19 protein-coding genes are annotated in these 18,758 nt (G+C 69.0%); 10 read left to right on the top strand and 9 right to left on the bottom strand.

Features of this window, described 5'->3' with window-relative positions; translation table 11 throughout:
* The first annotated feature begins 2 nt into the window (after positions 1–2).
* Positions 3–881 (top strand): amidohydrolase family protein, encoded by an 879-nt coding sequence (locus ACFQY2_RS01020; RefSeq protein ID WP_378743739.1) that lies wholly within the window; start codon positions 3–5, stop codon positions 879–881.
* A gap of 184 nt (positions 882–1,065) precedes the next feature.
* Here ACFQY2_RS01020 and ACFQY2_RS01015 read toward each other — a convergent pair whose 3' ends face one another.
* From ACFQY2_RS01015 to ACFQY2_RS01005, 3 genes are all read right to left on the bottom strand, one after another.
* Positions 1,066–2,079, bottom strand: coding sequence for a DUF559 domain-containing protein (locus tag ACFQY2_RS01015; protein WP_378743738.1), 1,014 nt, complete (start codon positions 2,077–2,079; stop codon positions 1,066–1,068).
* Between the two features lie 182 nt (positions 2,080–2,261).
* Positions 2,262–3,029 carry an SDR family NAD(P)-dependent oxidoreductase gene (locus ACFQY2_RS01010; RefSeq protein ID WP_378743737.1) on the bottom strand — a complete coding sequence of 256 codons (768 nt, stop codon included), beginning with the start codon at positions 3,027–3,029 and terminating at the stop codon, positions 2,262–2,264.
* Positions 3,026–3,886 carry a fumarylacetoacetate hydrolase family protein gene (locus tag ACFQY2_RS01005; RefSeq protein WP_378743736.1) on the bottom strand — a complete coding sequence of 287 codons (861 nt, stop codon included), beginning with the start codon at positions 3,884–3,886 and terminating at the stop codon, positions 3,026–3,028. Before ACFQY2_RS01005 ends, ACFQY2_RS01010 begins: the two co-directional genes overlap by 4 nt.
* A 122-nt stretch (positions 3,887–4,008) precedes the next feature.
* On the opposite strand from ACFQY2_RS01005, the gene ACFQY2_RS01000 reads away from it, so the two are divergent.
* The 3 genes from ACFQY2_RS01000 to ACFQY2_RS00990 are packed head-to-tail and all read left to right on the top strand — an operon-like array spanning position 4,009 to position 6,677.
* On the top strand, positions 4,009–5,304 hold the full coding sequence (locus ACFQY2_RS01000) for an L-fuconate dehydratase (protein WP_378743735.1): 1,296 nt from the start codon (positions 4,009–4,011) through the stop codon (positions 5,302–5,304).
* Positions 5,291–6,265 (top strand): aldo/keto reductase, encoded by a 975-nt coding sequence (locus ACFQY2_RS00995; RefSeq protein ID WP_378743734.1) that lies wholly within the window; start codon positions 5,291–5,293, stop codon positions 6,263–6,265. Before ACFQY2_RS01000 ends, ACFQY2_RS00995 begins: the two co-directional genes overlap by 14 nt.
* A complete protein-coding gene (locus ACFQY2_RS00990) occupies positions 6,258–6,677 on the top strand; it encodes an RbsD/FucU family protein (protein WP_378743733.1) in 420 nt (139 codons plus the stop codon). Before ACFQY2_RS00995 ends, ACFQY2_RS00990 begins: the two co-directional genes overlap by 8 nt.
* A 41-nt stretch (positions 6,678–6,718) precedes the next feature.
* On the opposite strand, the gene ACFQY2_RS00985 is transcribed toward ACFQY2_RS00990, so the two are convergent.
* On the bottom strand, positions 6,719–7,594 hold the full coding sequence (locus tag ACFQY2_RS00985) for a sugar phosphate isomerase/epimerase family protein (protein WP_378743732.1): 876 nt from the start codon (positions 7,592–7,594) through the stop codon (positions 6,719–6,721).
* A 187-nt stretch (positions 7,595–7,781) separates the two neighbouring features.
* On the opposite strand from ACFQY2_RS00985, the gene ACFQY2_RS00980 reads away from it, so the two are divergent.
* The 3 genes from ACFQY2_RS00980 (at position 7,782) to ACFQY2_RS00970 (ending at position 11,411) form a co-directional block, all read left to right on the top strand.
* Entirely contained in the window at positions 7,782–9,284 is a 1,503-nt protein-coding gene (locus ACFQY2_RS00980; RefSeq protein ID WP_378743731.1) for a sugar ABC transporter ATP-binding protein, read from the top strand.
* On the top strand, positions 9,284–10,327 hold the full coding sequence (locus tag ACFQY2_RS00975; protein ID WP_378743730.1) for an ABC transporter permease: 1,044 nt from the start codon (positions 9,284–9,286) through the stop codon (positions 10,325–10,327). The genes ACFQY2_RS00980 and ACFQY2_RS00975 overlap by 1 nt, the downstream gene beginning before the upstream one ends.
* A gap of 88 nt (positions 10,328–10,415) precedes the next feature.
* Positions 10,416–11,411 carry an ABC transporter substrate-binding protein gene (locus ACFQY2_RS00970; RefSeq protein WP_378743729.1) on the top strand — a complete coding sequence of 332 codons (996 nt, stop codon included), beginning with the start codon at positions 10,416–10,418 and terminating at the stop codon, positions 11,409–11,411.
* A 176-nt stretch (positions 11,412–11,587) separates the two neighbouring features.
* Here ACFQY2_RS00970 and ACFQY2_RS00965 read toward each other — a convergent pair whose 3' ends face one another.
* Genes ACFQY2_RS00965 through xylB form a run of 4 tightly spaced genes read right to left on the bottom strand, consistent with a single transcriptional unit; the run spans position 11,588 to position 15,973 of the window.
* Positions 11,588–12,553, bottom strand: a complete 966-nt coding sequence (locus ACFQY2_RS00965) for a phosphotriesterase (RefSeq protein ID WP_378743728.1) — start codon at positions 12,551–12,553, stop codon at positions 11,588–11,590.
* Positions 12,553–13,515, bottom strand: coding sequence for a shikimate dehydrogenase (locus ACFQY2_RS00960; protein ID WP_378743726.1), 963 nt, complete (start codon positions 13,513–13,515; stop codon positions 12,553–12,555). The genes ACFQY2_RS00965 and ACFQY2_RS00960 overlap by 1 nt, the downstream gene beginning before the upstream one ends.
* A gap of 9 nt (positions 13,516–13,524) precedes the next feature.
* The gene (locus ACFQY2_RS00955; RefSeq protein WP_378743725.1) at positions 13,525–14,475 is read right to left on the bottom strand and encodes an NAD(P)-dependent oxidoreductase; all 951 of its coding nucleotides are present in this window, start codon (positions 14,473–14,475) and stop codon (positions 13,525–13,527) included.
* A gap of 1 nt (position 14,476) precedes the next feature.
* The gene (gene xylB / locus ACFQY2_RS00950; RefSeq protein ID WP_378743724.1) at positions 14,477–15,973 is read right to left on the bottom strand and encodes a xylulokinase; all 1,497 of its coding nucleotides are present in this window, start codon (positions 15,971–15,973) and stop codon (positions 14,477–14,479) included.
* A 101-nt stretch (positions 15,974–16,074) separates the two neighbouring features.
* On the opposite strand from xylB, the gene ACFQY2_RS00945 reads away from it, so the two are divergent.
* Together ACFQY2_RS00945 and ACFQY2_RS00940 are read left to right on the top strand one after the other, a co-directional pair.
* The gene (locus ACFQY2_RS00945; protein WP_378743723.1) at positions 16,075–16,680 is read left to right on the top strand and encodes a glucose-6-phosphate isomerase family protein; all 606 of its coding nucleotides are present in this window, start codon (positions 16,075–16,077) and stop codon (positions 16,678–16,680) included.
* Between the two features lie 70 nt (positions 16,681–16,750).
* Complete coding sequence (locus ACFQY2_RS00940; protein ID WP_378743722.1) at positions 16,751–17,110, top strand: VOC family protein; 360 nt, start codon at positions 16,751–16,753, stop codon at positions 17,108–17,110.
* A 50-nt stretch (positions 17,111–17,160) separates the two neighbouring features.
* Here ACFQY2_RS00940 and ACFQY2_RS00935 read toward each other — a convergent pair whose 3' ends face one another.
* Positions 17,161–17,697, bottom strand: a complete 537-nt coding sequence (locus ACFQY2_RS00935; protein WP_378743721.1) for a CGNR zinc finger domain-containing protein — start codon at positions 17,695–17,697, stop codon at positions 17,161–17,163.
* 48 nt (positions 17,698–17,745) lie between these two features.
* On the opposite strand from ACFQY2_RS00935, the gene ACFQY2_RS00930 reads away from it, so the two are divergent.
* A complete protein-coding gene (locus tag ACFQY2_RS00930) occupies positions 17,746–18,696 on the top strand; it encodes a DMT family transporter (protein WP_378743720.1) in 951 nt (316 codons plus the stop codon).
* The last annotated feature ends 62 nt before the right edge of the window (positions 18,697–18,758 follow it).

The following is an 18,758-nucleotide window of genomic DNA, read 5'->3' as shown; positions in this document are numbered from 1 at the left end:
GCATGCGTGTTCTCGACTCTCATCTGCACCTGTGGGATCCGGACGTCCTCACCTACGACTGGCTGGAGGGCCCGCTCGCCTGGAGATTCGCGGAGGAGGAGATCGCCGAGGAGCAGCTCGACGGTGTCGAGGAGGAGGCTGCGATCTTCGTGCAGGCGGGCTCGGCCGACGCGGAGCAGGTCGACGAGGTGCGCTGGGTCGACTCCATCGCGCTGGCTGCGGGGGTGGTGGCGATCGTCGCCGGAGCCCGTCTGGACCGCGGCGCCGAGACGGACGCGCACCTCGCGGCGCTCGCCGAGCACGAGCGCGTCGTCGGAGTGCGGCACCTGCTGCAGAGCGAACCGGACGGGTTCGCCCGCACGGAGGCGTTCCAGCGCGGGGCGCGGATGGTGGCGCGGCGCGGCTGGACGTTCGACGCCTGCGTGCGGGCGCACCAGATTCCCGATGTGACCGCGCTCGCCGCATCCGTCCCCGAGCTGCCCATCGTGCTGGACCACCTCGGCAAGCCGACGCTCGGCACCGCGGATGCGCCGGCCGAGCCGAGCCCGGAGTGGCTCGGCGACCTGCGCGAGCTGGCGTCGAGCCCTCAGGTGTACTGCAAGCTGTCGGGGTTGCCGGCCGAGACCGGCGGGGTGTGGACGGATGCCCAGGTTGCGCCGTTCCTGGACGGCGCGCTGGACGCCTTCGGACCCGAACGCGTGATGTGGGGAAGCGACTGGCCGGTGTCGTCGGTCGACGCCGGTCGCCTGGGCGACGGCGCCTATGCGATCGGCGCTCGTCAGCGCTGGTTCCGCACGGTCGCCGACTGGGCTGCCGCGCGGGGTCTGGACACCGAGGCGCTGTTCTGGTCGAACGCGCTCGCGTTCTACGGCATCCGGTGACTCCGCCCAGGGCGTTCGGGTGCTCGCGCCGCGTCCGCAATCCGCCCGCCCGCGGCCTGTCATCCGCACCAGTCGGCCAGGTCGCAACGGATGCCGTTGGAACGGCGCCGCTGCGGCATCCGTTGCGACCTGGGCGGGGCGGGGGATGCTGAAGCGGCATCCGTTGGGACGTGGATGCCCGGACTCATCCGCGAAGTGCGGCGCGCACGCGCGCGATGAGCACCTCCGGATGGGCGAACAGCTCGCTGGTGACCTCGATGACCGTCCAGCCCGCGGCGCGCAGTGCGGCGATGCGCTCGACGTCGCGCGCATACCGGTCGCTGTGCAGGACCCCGTGGTACTCGATCGCGATCCTGTGTTCGGGGTAGGCGATGTCGACGCACCCGAGAAAGACGCCATGACGGTCATAGGCATCGTGGTTGAGAGTGGGCTCGGGCAGGCCGGCGAGAACGAGGTGACAGCGCACCTGCGACTCGCGCGGTGACCAGGAGTCCTCGCGGACGAGCTCGACTGCCTCGCGGAGCCGACGGATGCCGTTCCATCGATTGACACTCAGGGCTGCGCGGAGCTCGTCGATCGTCGCCAGAGGTCTCTTTCCCGCCTGCGGGCGGCCGTACCCCTCCCGCCACACGCGGCAGAAGTAGTCGCCCAGGGCGACCAGATCGAGCAGGCTCATGCGGCCGAGCTGCGCCCAGGCCATCGCGGGACTTGCGACGGAGTACCCCCGCACTGTTCGCCGACGCACGCTCTCGGGATCGGCTCGGTGACCGCGCACGCCTTTCGCGCGCACCAGTGGACCCGCGCCGACGGTGCTGACGTGCACGTCCAGGAGGTAGCCGTTCATCGGCTCGCGCGCTCGCGATGCGGCATCCGAGCCCTCGCGCCGAATCGGGACCGGTTCCGGGAACACGAGCGGGAGTGGACCTCCCCAGATGGCGACAGCCGATTCGTGGCTCAGGAACTGGTCCGGCCGCAGGCGGGGCGCGTAGTTCCAGGCCTGGATGCGACGTTCGGTGACCTGGCGGGTGTACGGATCCAGTCCGTCGAGATCGAATCCCGTGGGACGAACGCGTACGCCGTGGAACGGCGCCTCCAGGTCGGCCCGCCGCAGACGGCCTCTGCCGACTCCGACGTCCACCGCCTCAGGCACGCTGAAGGCGCGGCTGAGGCTACGGGGAAGCGGGCGCGGAGCGGGCACCGCATCACGATGGCACGATCGGTGCCACTCCTGCGGGCGTTATCCACAGGTGGACAGCAGTGCCCAGATCGCAATGGATGCCGTTGGAACCCCGACTGCGCGGCATCCGTTGCGACGTGAACGCGAGGATACGGGGATGAGCGGCATCCGTCGCGACCTGGACGACGCGCGGGTCGGCGAGCCTACTCGGCGCGCAGGCGCAGCGCGGCCATGCCGCCGTCGACCTCGATGAACGTGCCGGTGGTCGAGCCCGACGCAGGCGACACCAGGTATAACACGGCGCCGGCGACCTCGTCCGGCGAGACCAGGCGGCCGTGCGGCTGACGCGCCTGCAGTGCAGCCCGCTCCGCGGCCGGATTGGCCGCCGCGTCGAGCAGGCGCCCCACCCACGGCGTGTCGGCGGTACCGGGGTTCACGGCGTTGACGCGGATGCCTTCGCGCAGGTGATCCGCGGCCATCGCCCGGGTCAGCGCCGAGACGGCGCCCTTGGACGCCGAGTACAGCGCGCGCTGCGGCAGGCCGGTGGTGGAGGCGATCGATGACGTGTTGCAGACGGCCGCCGACGGCGACCTGCGCAGCCATGGCAGGGCCGCGGCGGTCACGCGCGCGATGCCGGTGACGTTGATGGAGAGCACACGTGCCCACTCGTCGTCGTCATTCGCGGCGACGTCGCCCTGCGCGCCGATACCGGCGTTGTTGATGACGATGTCGATGCGGCCGAACCGCTCGGCGACCGCCGCGACAGCGGCATCCACCGACACCCGGTCGGAGACGTCGGCCGTGAACGCCGCGAAATCGGCATCCGCTCCCGAGATGTCCCGGTCGAGCACCGCGACCTGCGCACCCTCGTCGTGCAACCGGCGTGCGATCGCGGCGCCGATCCCGGATGCTCCGCCGGTGACGATCGCGACGAGGCCCTCGACGGTGCGCCCCCGAGCCTGCCCGCTCACTCGGCGGCCTCCCAGGCCACGAACTCCTGGCGCTGACGTCCGAGTCCGTCGATCTCCACCTCGACCACATCGCCGGGCTTCAGATACGGGAACCTGCCCGACAGCGCCACGCCCTGCGGGGTGCCGGTGAGGATCAGGTCGCCCGGCTCGAGGGTGACGTACTGGGAGAGGTGGTGCACGATCGTGCGCACGTCGAAGATGAGGTCGCCGGTGTTCGAGTCCTGGCGGGGCTCGCCGTTGACGAAGCTGCGCAGGTTCAGGTTCGTGGAATCGACCTCGGATGCCGGCACCAGCCACGGGCCGGTGGGGTTGAAGCCCGCGGCGATCTTGCCCTTGGACCACTGACCGCCCGAGATCTCGAGCTGGAAGGTGCGCTCCGAGACGTCATTGGCGAGCACGTAGCCGGCGATGTGCGCATCCGCCTGCTCCGGCGAATCCAGGTACGCGGTGCGCGTGCCGATGACGACACCGAGTTCGACCTCCCAGTCGGTCTTCTCGCTGCCGCGCGGGATGGTGACCGTGTCGTTCGGGCCGACCACGGTGTTCGGGGTCTTGAGGAACAGGATCGGGATGGTCGGCGGCTCGGAGCCGGATTCCGCGGCGTGCGCGGCGTAGTTCATGCCGATGCAGATCACGGCGCTCGGGCGGGCGATGGGGGCTCCGATGCGCAGCTGGTCGGCGCCGACGAGCTCGGACAGCTCGCCCGCATCCAGCGCGGCCCGCGTGCGTCCGACGGGATCGCCGGCGAGGAACGCGCCGTCCACATCGGATGTCAGCGGACGCAGATCGAATGTGCGGTCTTCGTCGATGGCCACCGGAATCTCTGCTCCGATCTCACCCAGGCGCGCGAACTTCATGGTTCTCCTTGTCGACTTCGGGGCGGACACAGGGAAGAAGCCCGCCGTTGACAGTATAGACATCCGATGTTTACACTTCCAACTGTCTGTGGCGGATTTGCCGCCGCACCCGAAGGAGCACCGTGAGCCGCATCGTCGCGCTGGACACCAGCGACATCCGCTTTCCCACATCCCTGAGCCTGGACGGCTCGGATGCGATGAACCCCGACCCCGACTACTCGGCCGCGTACGTGATCGTGCGCACCGATGCGGGGGATGGCGTCGACGGACACTCCTTCGTCTTCACGATCGGACGCGGCAACGACGTCCAGGTCGCCGCGATCGACGCGCTGGCCGGTCACCTCGTGGGCCGGGAGATCGAGCCGCTGCTGGATGACATGGGCGGCACCTTCCGCGGCATCATCGGCGACTCCCAGCTGCGCTGGCTCGGCCCGGAGAAGGGCGTCATGCACATGGCCATCGGCGCGGTGATCAACGCGCTGTGGGACATCAAGGCCAAACGCGCCGGCCTGCCCCTATGGCAGCTGCTGGGCCGCATGACGCCGGAGGAGATCGTCGACCTCGTCGACTTCCGCTACCTCACCAACGCCCTCACCCGCGCGGAGGCGCTCGAGATCCTCCGCGCAGCCGTCCCCGGCAGGGAGGAGCGCGAGCAGCAGCTGCTCGCCACCGGCTACGCGGGCTACACCACCAGCCCCGGCTGGCTGGGCTACTCCGATGAGAAGCTCGAGCGTCTGGCGCGCGAGGCGCTGGCCGACGGCTTCACCCAGATCAAGCTGAAGGTCGGCGCCGACCTGCAGGACGACATCCGCCGCTTCCGCAAGGCGCGAGAGGTCTGCGGACCGGACTTCCCCATCGCGATCGATGCCAATCAGCGCTGGGAGGTGTCCGAGGCCATCGAATGGGTGAACGCCCTCGCCGAGTTCCACCCCGCGTGGGTCGAGGAGCCCACCAGCCCCGACGACGTGCTCGGCCACGCCGAGATCGCCCGTGGCATCGCGCCGATCCGCGTGGCCACCGGCGAGCACGCGCAGAACCGGATGATCTTCAAGCAGCTGCTGCAGGCGCAGGCCATCGAGGTCATGCAGATCGACGCCGTGCGCGTCGCCGGCGTCAACGAGAACATCGCCAACCTGCTCCTGGCCGCGAAGTTCGGCGTGCCGGTGTGCCCGCACGCGGGCGGCGTCGGACTGTGCGAGGCGGTGCAGCATCTGTCCATGTTCGACTTCGTCGCCGTCAGCGCCACTCGCGAGGGCCGCCTCATCGAGTACGTCGACCACCTGCACGAGCACTTCGTCGTCCCCACCCATATCCGAGGCGGGTCGTACATGCCCCCGACCGCACCCGGCACCAGCATGGAGATGAAGGCCGAGAGCATCGCGAAGTACACCTGGACAGGACAGCATGTCACCGGCTGACCGCACGCCGCTCGCGCTTCCGACTCTCGGCTACGGCGCGGCCAATGTCGGCAACCTGTTCCGCGAGCTGAGCGACGACGAGGCCTGGGCCGTGCTCGAGGCGGCGTGGGACTCCGGCATCCGCTACTTCGACACCGCCCCGCATTACGGTCTCGGGCTGTCGGAGCGGCGCCTCGGGGCTTTCCTGCAGACCAAGCCGCGGGACGAGTTCGTCCTCTCGACCAAGGCCGGACGCCTGCTGCGCCAGAACCCCGACCACCGGAGCGGCGGACTCGACACCGACAACGACTTCTTCGTTCCGGACGATCTGCGCCGTGAGTGGGATTTCACCGAGGCCGGGATCCGTGCGAGCATCGCCGACTCGCAGGAGCGTCTCGGACTCGAGCGGATCGACCTGCTCTACCTGCACGACCCGGAGCGCCACGACCTCGACCTCGCCATCGCCGAGGCCCTCCCGGCGATGGCGTCCGTGCGCGACGCGGGCGCGGTCGGAGCGATCGGCGTCGGCTCGATGGTGTCGGAGGCGCTGACCCGGTCGGTGCGCGAGGCGGACCTTGACCTCATCATGGTCGCCGGCCGCTACACGCTGCTTGAGCAGCCCGCGGCGGCCGATGTGCTGCCGGCGTGCGCGGAGCGCGGCACCGGTGTCGTGGCGGCATCCGTCTTCAACTCCGGGCTGCTCGCGCAGACAACGCCGACACGCGACGGCCGCTACGAGTACGGCCGGCTGCCGGAGTCCCTCTGGGATCGCCTGGTGCGCATCGCCGCGGTCTGCGAGGACCACGGCGTGCCGCTGCCTGCGGCGGCCATCCAGTTCCCGCTGCAGTCGCCCGTGGTCCGTTCCGTGGTCGTCGGCGGCAGCCGCCCCGCACAGCTGCGGCAGAACGCGGAGTACGCCGCGCTGCAGATCCCCGCCGACCTGTGGCGGAACCTGGCCGAGGAAGGACTGACGGATGCTTGAGGGGATCAACCCACTGCTCACCGGCGAGCTGCTGCTGCACCTGGATCGGATGGGTCACTCCGACTCGGCCGTGGTCGCCGACGCGCACTTCCCCGCCTGGGCGCTGGGCAGGAACGTGATCGATCTGCCCGGCACGACCACGCCCGAGGTCGTCGCCGCGATCCGCTCGGTGCTGCCCCTGGACGATTCGCCGGGCCTGGATCTGATGGAGTCGGCGGATGCCACCGTGCTGGACGTGCAGCGCGAGCTGATGGCCGCGGCCGGAACCGGCGTAGAGACCACCCGCTTCCTCGAGCGGTTCGCCTACTACGAGATCGCGAAGGGCTCCTACCTCATGGTGCGCACCGGCGAGACCCGCAAATACGGCAACGCCCTGCTGCGCAAGGGCGTCGTCGGGCATCCCTCCGCATGACACCCCGCCTGGGGTGGAGCGCTGCCGAGGGGCGGGGGGATCTAATGCAGATCGATCGTCCGCACGGCGTGCAGTCCGTCGCGGATGAAGCGATTGGCGTGCGCGGCCAGATCGTCGGAGTCCTGCCACAGGTTGCGCCAGATGCCGAGCGTGTTGCTGAGCTCGGCGCTGACCACGGCCGAGGAGAAGGACTCGAACACCACGGGGCCGTCGTAGGAGACATCGTGCAGGGCGCGGAAGAACGAGCCGAAGTCCACGCTGCCCGTACCGAGGTATCCGCGGTGGCTCTCGCCGATGTGCACGTAGCCGAGCTTGCCGGCGCCTGCCACATCGTGCACGGGCTGGAAGAGGTCCGATTCCTCGATGTTCATGTGGTAGGTGTCCAGGTGCACCGACACGTCATCGCGACCCACACCGGCCAGGAATCCCAGCGCGCCGCGTCCGGTGTTGAACACGTTGGACTCGTAGCGATTGACCACCTCGAGCGAGAGGCGGATGCCGCGCTGTGCGGCCTTCTCCGCGAGACGGGCGATCGCCGCCTGGCTGTTCGCGGTGCCGCGCTCGGTGGCGGGCGCCATGTACTTGCGCATCGCGGAGTAGATCACGCCGCACAGCACATCGCCGCCCATCGCGGCGACGTGGTCGAGGCAGGTCTCCAGCATCCCCTCGCCCGCCGCGACGACCGCGGGATCGTCGCTGCTGAGGTCGGTGTCGGGCGTCAGGCCGAGGGAGGCCGTGACGGCCAGGTCATTGTCCCGCAGGATCCGCGCGGCGAGAGCCGAGTCGAATCCGTCGACGTCCATCAGGGGGATCTCGATCAGGTCGAACCCGGCCTTCTTCGTCCCCTCGATGGACCGGCGGAGTCCCGCACCGTCGAATCTGCCGCTGAAGACCAGAGCATGTGCGCCGATGAGCATGGCTCTCCTTTCGGCGCACGGCCGTCGCGCACCTGTTGTGATCAAGATGTTATTACAGGTCTGGCAATCGGGACCGACGGTAGATACATTTAGATACAACTTGCGCTACCTCGCGGTGTTCGCGCACAATTGATCCGACGTTTGAAATGGATTCCACGGAATCCGACCTCCGAGGGAGTAGGTGGGTATGAGCGATCCGATCCTCAAGGTCGAGGGAATCTGCAAGGGGTTTCCCGGCGTGCAGGCGCTGCAGGATGTGAACCTCGAGGTTCGAGCGGGCGAGGTCCTCGTCCTCGTCGGTGAGAACGGCGCCGGCAAGTCCACGCTGATGAAGATCCTCTCCGGCATCTACACCCGCGACGAGGGACAGATCCTCTTCGATGGCGAGCCGATCGAGCTGACCGGCCCGCTGCAGGCCCAGCAACTGGGGATCACGATCATCCACCAGGAGCTGAACATGATGCCCGACCTCACGGTCGCGCAGAACATGTACATCGGCAGGGAGCCGATGCGCGGCCCGTTCGTCTCGGAGCGCGCGCTGAATCGGCAGGCCGGCGAGCTGCTGGCGCGCCTCGACATCCAGCTGGACCCGCGGCAGAAGGTCGGTGAGCTGACCGTCGCCGAGCAGCAGATGGTCGAGATCGCCAAAGCGCTCTCGTTCGACGCGAAGGTGCTCATCATGGACGAGCCCACCTCCGCGCTCACCGACACGGAGGTCGAGACGCTCTTCGGGCTCATCGATCAGCTGAAGGCCGCTGGAACCGGCATCGTCTACATCTCTCATCGCATGGACGAGCTCAGGCGTCTCGCCGACCGTGTCACGGTACTCCGAGACGGGCAGTACATCGGATCTCTGGAGAAGGACGAGATCAGCATCCCGACCGTCATCGAGATGATGGTGGGACGCGCGATCGATGAAGGGGCGCGCCCCGAGCCTCGCGAGTTCAGCGATCAGCCGGTCGTGCTCGACGTGCAGGGGCTGTCGACGAAGGCACTGCTCAAGGACATCTCGTTCCAGTTGCACAAGGGAGAGATTCTCGGTTTCGCGGGTCTGATGGGCGCCGGACGCACCGAGACCGCGCGCGCCGTGATCGGCGCCGACCCGAGCGATGCCGGCGCCGTCCTCGTCAACGGACGACAGCAGCGCATCCGGCAGCCGGAGGATGCCGTGAAGCACGGCATCGGCTACCTGTCCGAGGACCGCAAGCTGCTGGGGCTGATGCTCGAGCAGGACGTCACCTTCAACACCGTGCTCGCCTCCCTCGGCTCGTACGCCAGCTCGATCGGTTGGATGGGCGACCGCACCGCGAAGGACAAGACCAAGGACTATGTGCGGCAGCTGCGCATCAAGACGCCTTCGGTCAACCAGGTGGTCAAGCTGCTGTCCGGCGGCAATCAGCAGAAGGTCGTCATCGCTCGCTGGCTGATGCGCGACTGCGACATCCTCATCTTCGACGAGCCGACCCGCGGTATCGACGTCGGCGCCAAAGAGGAGATCTACCGCCTCATGCAGCAGCTGGCCGAATCGGGCAAATCCATCATCGTCATCTCGTCCGAGCTGCCCGAACTGCTCCGCATCGCGAACCGGATCGCCGTGTTCGCGAACGGGGAGATCACCGGCGAGCTCACCAACGACCAAGCCACACAGGAGAAGATCATGCACCTCGCAGCACACGGAGAGGACAACTGATGAGCGGTTCGACGACGACCGTCGTGCAGGCGGCGGTGAACGAAGACACCCAGAAGGGGCGTCTCGGTGCCGCCCTGCGCAACTCGGTCCAGCAGTCTCTCGCACTGGGCACGCTCGTCGTGCTGTTCGTGTTCTTCGCGATCTTCGGCTCGAACTTCACATCGGCGTCCAACATCGAGAACATCCTGATGTCCACGGTGCTGGTGGGCGTGCTGGCGCTGGGCACGACATTCGTGATCGTGACCGCCGGCATCGATCTCTCCCTCGGCTTCGGCATGACCCTGTGCTCCGTGATGATGGGCACCGCCGTCACGGGATGGGGTCTGCCCGTCTGGGTCGGCGTACTGGCGGCGCTGGCGACCGGCGCACTGATCGGACTGATCAACGGCCTGAACATCACCTTCCTGCGCCTGCCGCCGTTCATCGCGACGCTGGCGATGATGATGATCGCGCAGGGTCTGGCCCTCGTGATCTCGCAGGTCAAGCCGATCACGTTCGATCCGGAGATCCGCAAGCAGGTCGTCGGCATCGTGCAGTTCGACCCGGTGCTCGCGGCATCCGACGGGTACTTCGGAAGCCTGCCCTCCGGCGTGCTGATCTTCATCGTCCTCGCCGTGTTCTCGTACCTGGTGCTGAACAAGACGATCCTCGGCCGCTACACCTTCGCGATCGGGTCGAACGAGGAGGCCACGCGCCTCTCCGGCGTCAACACCCGGCGCTGGACCATCTGCGTCTACGTGTTCGCCGGTGTCTTCATCGGCATCGCCGGGGTGCTGCTCACCGCGCGTCTCGGCTCCGCACAGCCCACCGCCGGCGCCGGCTACGAGCTGCAGGCCATCGCGGCCGTGATCATCGGTGGCACGTCCCTGATGGGCGGCCGCGGCTCGATCGTCGGCACGGTGATCGGCGCGTTCATCATGAGCGTGCTGATCAACGGCCTGCGAAGCATGTCGATCCAGACCGAGTGGCAGTACATCCTCACCGGTGTCGTCATCCTGATCGCGGTGTTCTTCGACGCGCTGCGCAACCGCGGCAAGAGCTAGCGCCGATGCTCGGCATCCGCTCGAAGATCCCGGATCTCCAACTGAACACAGCAGACCCGAATCCCTACCACGAACGATGGAGTTTCACATGAAGTACGGAAAGAAGATCGCCGTCGCAGCACTGGCTGCCCTGACAGTTCTCGCGCTGGCAGGCTGTGCCACGGGCAAGGGCGACACCCCCGCTGCCGGTGGCGACAAGGCCGCAGACAAGCAGCTCTCCATCGACCTGGTGTCGAAGGGCTTCCAGCACCAGTTCTGGCAGGCCGTCAAGACGGGCGCCGAGGAGAAGGGCAAGGAGCTCGGAGTGAAGATCAACTTCGAGGGCCCCGGCTCCGAGACCGAGATCGAGAAGCAGCTTCAGATGCTGCAGTCCTCCATCGACCGCAAGCCCGACGCCATCGCCTACGCGGCCCTGGACCCCGAGGCCTGCATCCCGGGCATGGATGCTGCGGAGGCCGCCGGCATCCCCGTCGCCTACTTCGATGCACCGTGCAACAGCGAGGTCGGCAAGACCCTCGCCGCGACCGACAGCAAGGTCGCCGGTGCGCTGGCGGCCGAGCACATGGCTGAGCTGATCGGTGGCAAGGGCGACGTCGCCATCGTCGGCCACTCGCAGATCAACTCGACCGGTGTCGAGCGTCGCGACGGCTTCGTCGAGAAGATCGAGGCGGACTTCCCCGACATCAACATCGTCGACATCCAGTACGGTGACGGCGACCACCTGAAGTCGGCCGACATCACCAAGTCGATGCTGAACGCACACCCCGACCTCAAGGGCATCTACGCCACCAACGAGGGGTCCGCGATCGGCGTGGCGAACGCGCTGAGCGAGCTCGGCAAGTCCAGCGAGGACATCACCGCGATCGGCTTCGACTCGGGTGCCGCCCAGATCGACGCGATCAAGAGCGGCGTCCTCGCCGGCGCGATCACCCAGGACCCGATCGGCATCGGAAAGACCGTCGTGCAGGCCGCCTACGACCTGGCCAACGGCAAGTCCGTCGACGAGTTCTACGACACGGGTTCGTACTGGTACGACACCACGAACCTCGAAGACCCGAAGATCGCCGCTGTCCTGTACCAGTGATGGACTGATCGTCTGATCTGACGAGATGAAGAGGTCCCCTCGCCTTCGGGCGGGGGGACCTCTTCGCATGTGCGGGCAGATGCGTGACGCGTCCGGGCGGGGCGAGGTGGGACTCGGTACGACGGCAGTCCCGGTGGCCGATCGGTGTTCGACCTGAGCGGGCGCGCCGCGTCCGCTCAGGGGCGCAGCGTCAGCAGTCGGGCGGGATTCTCGATCAGCATCCGGTCGACCGCCTCGTCGCCGATCAGCGCGCGCAACCGCGGCACATACCGCTCGCCGAGATAGGCGAGACCGGGCATGCCGCCGTAGGCGAGGTAGCGGGTCCGGCGCGCGACGTCGCCGCCGAGCAGGATGCGATCTGCTCCGCCTCCTTCGACGACGGATGCCGTGAGCGCGAGCAGCTCGGCATCCGAACGCGTGCGCGGGCGGGCGAAGCCGTCGTAGCCGAGGTGGGCGCCGCGTTCGGTCAGGGAGAGATGCAAGCCCGCGTCCGGATCCCGGTCGGCATGGGCGAGCACGACGCGGTCGGATGCCACGCCTTCGGCCGACAGCAGATCCAGCACCTCATGCGCGGCGGTGCAGAACTCCAGATGCACCATGATCGGCGCTCCCGTCGCGCGGTGCGCCTCGGCGAGGGCGAACAGGGTCGCGTGCTCGAACGGACTGATGCGCCAGTAGTCGGTGCCGCCCTTCAGCATCCCGGCTCGGATCGGCTCACCGTCGGGACCTGCCGCGCGGGGACCGTCGGGGGTGTCGTCGGAGGCCGGCATCCCGTCCGTCACATCGGAGATGAACAGCGCCGCCAAGCGCGCAGCATCCCAGGAGCGGGTCGGATGGTCGGTCGCGTAGTGCGCCTCGCGGTGCCGTCCGGTCGTCGCCACCACGGCGAGCCCGGCGAGCTCCGAGATGCGCGCCAGTGCCTGCGGACGCCGCCCGAGGCCGGATGGAGTCGCATCCACCATCGCCTCGAAGCCGCTGGCCTTCAGCAGTGCCGCCTCCTCACCCGAGGCGGATTCGTCATCGAGCTCGTCCCCGGGCAGAAGGCGCGAGACCTGGAACAGGTGCTCGTGATAGTCCACCCGGCCCAGCGACGCCGGGGAGACATCGCCGAGCACGGTGCGGACGACGCCGGCGACGGGCATCAGCGCACCGACTCCGCGGCGGCCGCGAGCTCTTCGACGATCGACGGCGTCAGCGTCACCTCGAACACGTCGGCGACGACCTGCGACCAGCCGTGGATGAAGTACCGCCACCCGTCGACGACGTGCAGCGAGCGATCCTGCTGCTGGGCGAGCGCCTGGTGCAGGAACTCCAGCGAGCCGCGGTAGTTGAACTCCCACGCCCAGGCGCGCTCGGGGAACACCACGGCGTCGGTGAGGGGCGAGCCGGGACGGTCCTTGCCCAGCCCGGTCGCGTTGGCGATCACCGAACCGGCGGGGGCGGCGGCGACGATCGCGTCTGCCTCCGCAGGGTCGGGGGTGACGACGTAGCGGATCAGGCCCTCGGCGGTGCCGTGCTGGCGGTGCACCTCACGCAGGTGATCGAGCTTGTCCTGCGAACGGGCGGTGACGGTGATCCGGGCCGGGGCGTCCGCGCGCTCGGCGAGTGCCCAGCTGAGTGCCGTCCCCGAACCGCCTGCGCCCAGGATGACGACCTCCGCGCCCGTGCGCGCGAAGTGGTCGGCGGGGAGGAAGTCGTTCAGGGCGAGGTCGACCGTGATGGGGTCCTTGGCCTGGCCGATCAGGCGGGAGCCGCGCTTGGAGATGCTGGAGATCTCGGAGCACGACACCGCGAACGGGTCGAGTTCGTCGAACAGATCGGAAGCCGCCGCGAACACGTTCATCTTGTGCGTGGTGACCAGAGCGCCGCGGTGGTGCTCGTCATCGCGGATCTGCTCGACCATCGCCCGGTAGACCGAAGGGTCGGCGTCCAGCGGCAGGTCGTGGCCCACCAGGGTGCGGGTGGGCAGGCCGAGGATGTCGGCCCAGAGCGGGAACACCTTCATGATCGAAGAGGAGCCGGTGGTGACGCCGACGAAGCCCATGTGGTTCTCGCGCGATGCATCGCCGGCGGTCAAGTCGGCGGTCGTGGCGATATCGGTCACGGTGTTCTCCTAGCGGGTGACGAGGTGGGCGGGAGCGTCGCCGCGCAGCACGGCGATCACGTCGTCGAGCGACATGCGCCCCATGTTGTCGACGGCCTGCGTGGTCTGTGCCGCGAGGTGCGGGGTGACGATCACGCGGTCGGCGAGCTCGTCCGACAGCAGCGGGCTCGCGCTCGCCGCGGTGTCGCCGTCCAGCGTGTCGGCGGCGTATGCCGCCAGGGTGCCGTCGCCGAGTGCCAGCGCGAGTGCGGATTCGTCGACGAGGTCGGGGCGTGCGGTGTTCACGAGGACGGTGCCGCGACGGATGCCACTCAGGCGCGTCGCATCCACCAGCCGCTGCCCGCCGGGCGCGTGCAGGGTGATGACATCCGCCGTGCGGAACAGGTCGTCCAGCGAGATCGGCTCGGCGCCGGCGGTCCGCACCGCGTCCTCGGGCACGTACGGGTCGGATGCCAGGATGCGGGGTCCGAAGCCGCTCAGGCGCTTCGCGACGCCCTGGCCGATGCGGCCGAACCCGACGATGCCCACGGTCGCCGCTCCGAGCTCGCGTCCGCGACGCACCGACCAGTCGCCGTCGCGCACGCGGCGGTCCCCGTCGGGGATGGTGCGCAGGGCGGCGAGCATCAGGCCCACGGCGTGGTCCGCGACGGCATCCGCGTTGGCGCCCGGCGTGTTGGTCACCGGGATGCCGCGGGCGGCCGCCGCGGCCAGGTCGACCGCCTCGTAGCCGACGCCGTAGCGTGCGATGACCTTCAGCTTCGGGCCTGCGGCGAGATGCGCTTCGGTGATGGGGCCGGTCCCGGCGATCCAGGCGTCCGCGCCGTGCAGCAGTGCCCGCAGCTCGGTCAGATCGTGGTGGGCGGGGCCGCGCATGATGCGGTGGCCCGCGAGTGCGGCGCGATCGACGAGGTCGAGGGCGCCGTCCGAGAACGAACGGCTGGTGACGAGGATGACGGCCATCTCAGTCGTTCCCTCCGGTTCCCGCGAACCAGGGCTTCAGCGCCGTGTAGGCGTCGGTGAAGCGGGCGTGCCGCCGGGCGTAGACGGCGTGGCGATCGGCATCCGGAGTGAACTCGGCCGTCACCTCGCTCAACGCGCGGGCCGCCGAGAAGTCGGCCAGGCCGAGCCCGACGGCCGCGGTGACCGCGGCGCCGAGGCTGTTGGCCTCCTCGACGACCGTGCGACGGCGCACCGGGATGCCCCAGACGTCGGCGAGCACCGACAGGTATGCATCGCCCTGCGCGCCTCCGCCGACCGCGTCGATGCGGTCGATGACGGCTCCGGACTCCCGGAACGCCTGGATGCAGGTCAGCAGGTTGAACGCCGTGCCCTCGAGCACCGCCCGAACGAGGTGCGCCCGGGTATGGTGACGGCCGAGACCGACGAAGGCACCGCGTGCGTCGGGGTCCCAGACGGGGGAGCGCTCGCCGAGCAGATAGGGCAGGAAGTAGAGGTCCTCGGTGTCGATCCCGTGTGCGGCCTCGGCCGTCAGCCGGCCGGTCTCGGGTCGCGCGGGGTCAGGGGAGAGCGCCTCAGAGATCCACTGCACGGAGGCTCCGCCGGCCTGCATCGTCGCGGTCGGGACGAAAGAGCCGGGCACGACGTTGTCGAAGGTGAAGGTGCGCATGGCCGGGTCGCGGAGCGGAGCATCCGCAGCGAACGAGATCCAGGAGCTGGTGCCGAGGCAGACGTAGGCACCGTCCTCCGGGGAGACGACGCCCGAGCCGACGGCGGCCATCGGACCGTCGCCGCCGCCCATCACGACCTTCACCGCCGTCGTGAGACCGAGGGTCTCCGCTGCGGAGGGGGTGAGCGCCCCGGGGATCGCGGTCGATTCGAGGATCTCGGGGAACAGCGTCGGATCCAGGCGGGCGGCAGCCAGCACCTCGTCGGACCACGTGCCGTTCAGCTGATCGTACGCATTGGTCCCGGACGCGTCGGAGCGGTCGGTGGCCAGGCGCCCGGTGAGGCGCAGCACGATGAAGTCCTTCGCGACGCAGGTGCGGCGCACGCGCGCCCAGACATCCGGCTCGTTGTCGCGGACCCACATGATCTTCGACACCGAATACGTGGGGTTCAGGCGGTGGCCGAGCAGCTCGTAGGCGTGCTCGGCGCCCAGGGCGGCCTCGAGCTCGCGCTGCTGGGCGACCGAGCGGGTGTCCGCCCAGATGATGGCGGGACGCACCGGTTCGCCGTCGGCATCCAGCAGCACGGCACCCATCATCTGCCCGCTCACGACGAGTCCCGCGACGTCGGACGGCGCGATGGCCGTGCGCTGCAGCAGCTCGCGGGTGGCGGTGACGACCGCATCCCACCAGTCGTGGGGATCCTGCTCGGCGATGCCGCCGGCGGCGAAGTGCGCCGGGTACGGGACGGTGACGGATGCCACCAGGCGGCCGTCGTCGTGGTGCAGCGATGCCTTGTCGCCCGTGGTGCCGAGATCGTGCGCGATGATCACTTTTCGTACCTGTCGTCGGGTCTCGAGTTTCGGATTCGAGGTCTCTGGAGTATACCTGTAATTACAAGCTAATGTAATGACAAGTGATCAGGAGTCCCCTCATGAGCGCCACGCCCACTCGTGACACCCCCGTCGCGCTGACCATCTCTCCCGATGGAGGCATCGAGGGGCGATCCCGCCGCTATGAGAAGTTCCTCGGCGATATGGCCGGCGTCTACCGCGACGAGGATGCGTGGCGGGCATCCGTCGCCGAGCACGGGGCGGACCGGCTGATCTACTGGGTCGACGACCATCGCTATCAGGAGGGTCCGGGCGCGCTCATCGTCGGCACGAGCACGTTGCTGCCCGGTCGTGTCGGGGACGAGTTCGCGGTGACTCGCGGGCACCTGCATGCCGTCCCCGACCGCGCCGAGCTGTACCACTGCCTCAGCGGGCGCGGCGTGATGCTGCTGGAGACCGTCGACGGGCAGTCCACGGCGATCGAGCTGACAGCGGGCAGGGCCGTGAATGTGCCGGGGCACTGGATCCACCGCAGCGTGAACGTCGGCGACGAGCCGTTCGTGACGCTGTTCTGCTACGCCGCCGATGCCGGCCAGGACTACGGGCTGATCGCGGATGCCGGCGGCATGAAGAACCTCGTCGTCGCCGACGGCGACGGGTGGGCCCTCGCCCCCAACCCCGATCACAGCGGCTACCGGCAGGACTGACCGGCGACCTCTTGTCCTCCGCGTGTGCGAGGCGCAGAATGGCCGGATCGGCCGACGCGAGGACAGGATCATGGCACACGGAGACATCACGCACGTCGACATCCCGGTGAGCGATATGGCGCGGGCGAGCACTTTCTACGGCACCGTGTTCGGGTGGGCGATCGCCGAGGCCCCCGGCTTCGAGGGCTACCCGATGTGGCGGGCGCCGAACGGCATCTCCGGTGGTGGTCTCGCGCCTCGCGGTGAGGACTTCACCCAGCCGCGGTCGTACGTCGAGGTCGACTCGATCGATGAGGCGATCGCCGTCGCGAAGCAGGTGGGCGGGACCGTTGCGATGGAGAAGCAGCCGATCACCGACAGCAGTTCCTGGGCGGTGATCGTCGACCCCGACGGCAACCACATCGGGCTGTTCGAGGGCGCGGTCGGCTGAACCGAGCCGCTCGGCGGGTCTTCAGGTCGCGATGAATGCCGCCGGGGTGCTCACGCGCGAGCGCGCCGTGCGCGGTACGCGGCGACGGCGTTGCGGTTCGCGCAGGTCGTGGAGCAGTAGCGTCTCGACCGGTTGCGCGACAGGTCGAGGGCGATCGCCTGGCAGTCCGCATCTGCACAGATGTCCAGGCGGCTGCCCTCGTCGGCGCGGATGACGTCGATCAGCGCCATCGCGGTCTCCACGAGGATGCGCTCCGCCAGCGGATGATCGTCGGCGACAGCGTGCAGGTGCCAGTCGGCGCCGTCGTGGCGGGTGAGCCGCGGGGTGAGGATGACATCGGCCAGCGCCTCGTTGACGCCCCGGACCATCTCGTCGCGCGGCGCGAGGAGCATGGCGCGCAGGCGGGGGCGCAGGTCGCGCAGTGCGTGCAGCTCGGCGTCGTCGCGGTCGATTCGGCCGGTGTACGGGTACTCGGCGAGGAAGGCTGCGAAATCCTCCGCGGTCGCCAGGGTGTCGGGTTCCTCCGCCGAGTTGACCAGCGAGACGGCCGCGCGCAGCGCCTCTTCCGTGTCACTGGTGAAGATCATGTTGACACCTTACATCGACCCGGAATAGTGTCATCATCCATGAGCCACATGACAAATGACACCCACGGGGTGTCGGGCGTGGGCGTCGGCCTTCTCGTCGCGCTGGGCGCGGCCGCCTCATTCGGCATGTCCGGCGCCTGGGCGCGCGGGCTCATCGACGCCGGCTGGACTCCGGGCGCGGCCGTCACCGCGCGCGTCTGGGTGGCCGCGCTCATCCTGCTCCTGCCCACGATCCTGACGATGCGCGGGCGCTGGGCCCTGCTGCGCCGCAACGCCGGGATGATCATCGCCTACGGGCTGCTCGCGGTCACGGCCACCCAGCTGTTCTACTTCCAGGCGGTCGCGGTGATGGATGTCGGCATCGCGCTGCTCATCGAGTACACCGCGCCCGTGGCCGTGGTGCTGTGGCTGTGGCTGCGCCGCGGCGAGAAGCCCACCGGGCGCAGCATCCTCGGTGCGGTCATCGCCTTCGTGGGGCTGGTGCTCATGCTCGACATCCTCACCGGAGCGCGGGTGGACGGCGGCGGCATCCTCTGGGCGCTGGGCGCCATGGTGGGAGCTGCGACCTACTTCGTACTGTCCGCGCGAGAGGACACCGGGCTGCCTCCGATCGCGCTCGCCGGAGCCGGTCTCCTGCTGGGCGCGGTCGGCCTGACGATCGCCGGACTGCTCGGCATCCTGCCGATGGCGTGGTCCTTCGACGACGTCGCCTACCGCTTCGGCACGGTGCCGTGGTTCGTCCCCGTCCTCGCGATCGGGCTCCTCGCGACCGCGCTCGCCTACGTGCTCGGCATCGCCTCGACCCGGATGCTCGGATCGCGTCTGGCATCCTTCGTCGCACTCGCCGAGGTGGTCGCGGCGATGCTGTTCGGATGGATGCTGCTGGGACAGCTTCCGGCGCCGATCCAGCTCATCGGAGGCGTGCTGGTGATGGCCGGCGTGGTGGTCGTGAAGCTCGGCGAGCCCGCGGTGGAGGAGCCGCTCGCCGTTCCGGTGTGAGCCGTCGCGTGGCGATGTTCGACGGGGGATGTTCATCGGTGGGGACGCGCCCGGTGACGGCG

The sequence above is a fragment of the Microbacterium sp. GCM10027623 genome, assembly GCF_042666935.1.
Lineage (GTDB): Bacteria > Actinomycetota > Actinomycetes > Actinomycetales > Microbacteriaceae > Microbacterium.
Note: the sequence above shows the minus strand (reverse complement) of the source record. Positions and strands in the feature narration are given on the sequence as shown.

Excerpts from the sequence above, each read along its gene's own strand:
- ACFQY2_RS01020 (WP_378743739.1), top strand. The coding sequence starts at position 3 with ATGCGTGTTCTCGACTCTCATCTGCACCTGTGGGATCCGGACGTCCTC.
- ACFQY2_RS01005 (WP_378743736.1), bottom strand. The coding sequence starts at position 3,886 with ATGAAGTTCGCGCGCCTGGGTGAGATCGGAGCAGAGATTCCGGTGGCC.
- ACFQY2_RS00995 (WP_378743734.1), top strand. The coding sequence starts at position 5,291 with ATGTCACCGGCTGACCGCACGCCGCTCGCGCTTCCGACTCTCGGCTAC.
- ACFQY2_RS00990 (WP_378743733.1), top strand. The coding sequence starts at position 6,258 with ATGCTTGAGGGGATCAACCCACTGCTCACCGGCGAGCTGCTGCTGCAC.
- ACFQY2_RS00985 (WP_378743732.1), bottom strand. The coding sequence starts at position 7,594 with ATGCTCATCGGCGCACATGCTCTGGTCTTCAGCGGCAGATTCGACGGT.
- ACFQY2_RS00980 (WP_378743731.1), top strand. The coding sequence starts at position 7,782 with ATGAGCGATCCGATCCTCAAGGTCGAGGGAATCTGCAAGGGGTTTCCC.
- ACFQY2_RS00975 (WP_378743730.1), top strand. The coding sequence starts at position 9,284 with ATGAGCGGTTCGACGACGACCGTCGTGCAGGCGGCGGTGAACGAAGAC.
- ACFQY2_RS00970 (WP_378743729.1), top strand. The coding sequence starts at position 10,416 with ATGAAGTACGGAAAGAAGATCGCCGTCGCAGCACTGGCTGCCCTGACA.
- ACFQY2_RS00965 (WP_378743728.1), bottom strand. The coding sequence starts at position 12,553 with ATGCCCGTCGCCGGCGTCGTCCGCACCGTGCTCGGCGATGTCTCCCCG.
- ACFQY2_RS00955 (WP_378743725.1), bottom strand. The coding sequence starts at position 14,475 with ATGGCCGTCATCCTCGTCACCAGCCGTTCGTTCTCGGACGGCGCCCTC.
- ACFQY2_RS00945 (WP_378743723.1), top strand. The coding sequence starts at position 16,075 with ATGAGCGCCACGCCCACTCGTGACACCCCCGTCGCGCTGACCATCTCT.
- ACFQY2_RS00940 (WP_378743722.1), top strand. The coding sequence starts at position 16,751 with ATGGCACACGGAGACATCACGCACGTCGACATCCCGGTGAGCGATATG.
- ACFQY2_RS00935 (WP_378743721.1), bottom strand. The coding sequence starts at position 17,697 with ATGATCTTCACCAGTGACACGGAAGAGGCGCTGCGCGCGGCCGTCTCG.
- ACFQY2_RS00930 (WP_378743720.1), top strand. The coding sequence starts at position 17,746 with ATGACAAATGACACCCACGGGGTGTCGGGCGTGGGCGTCGGCCTTCTC.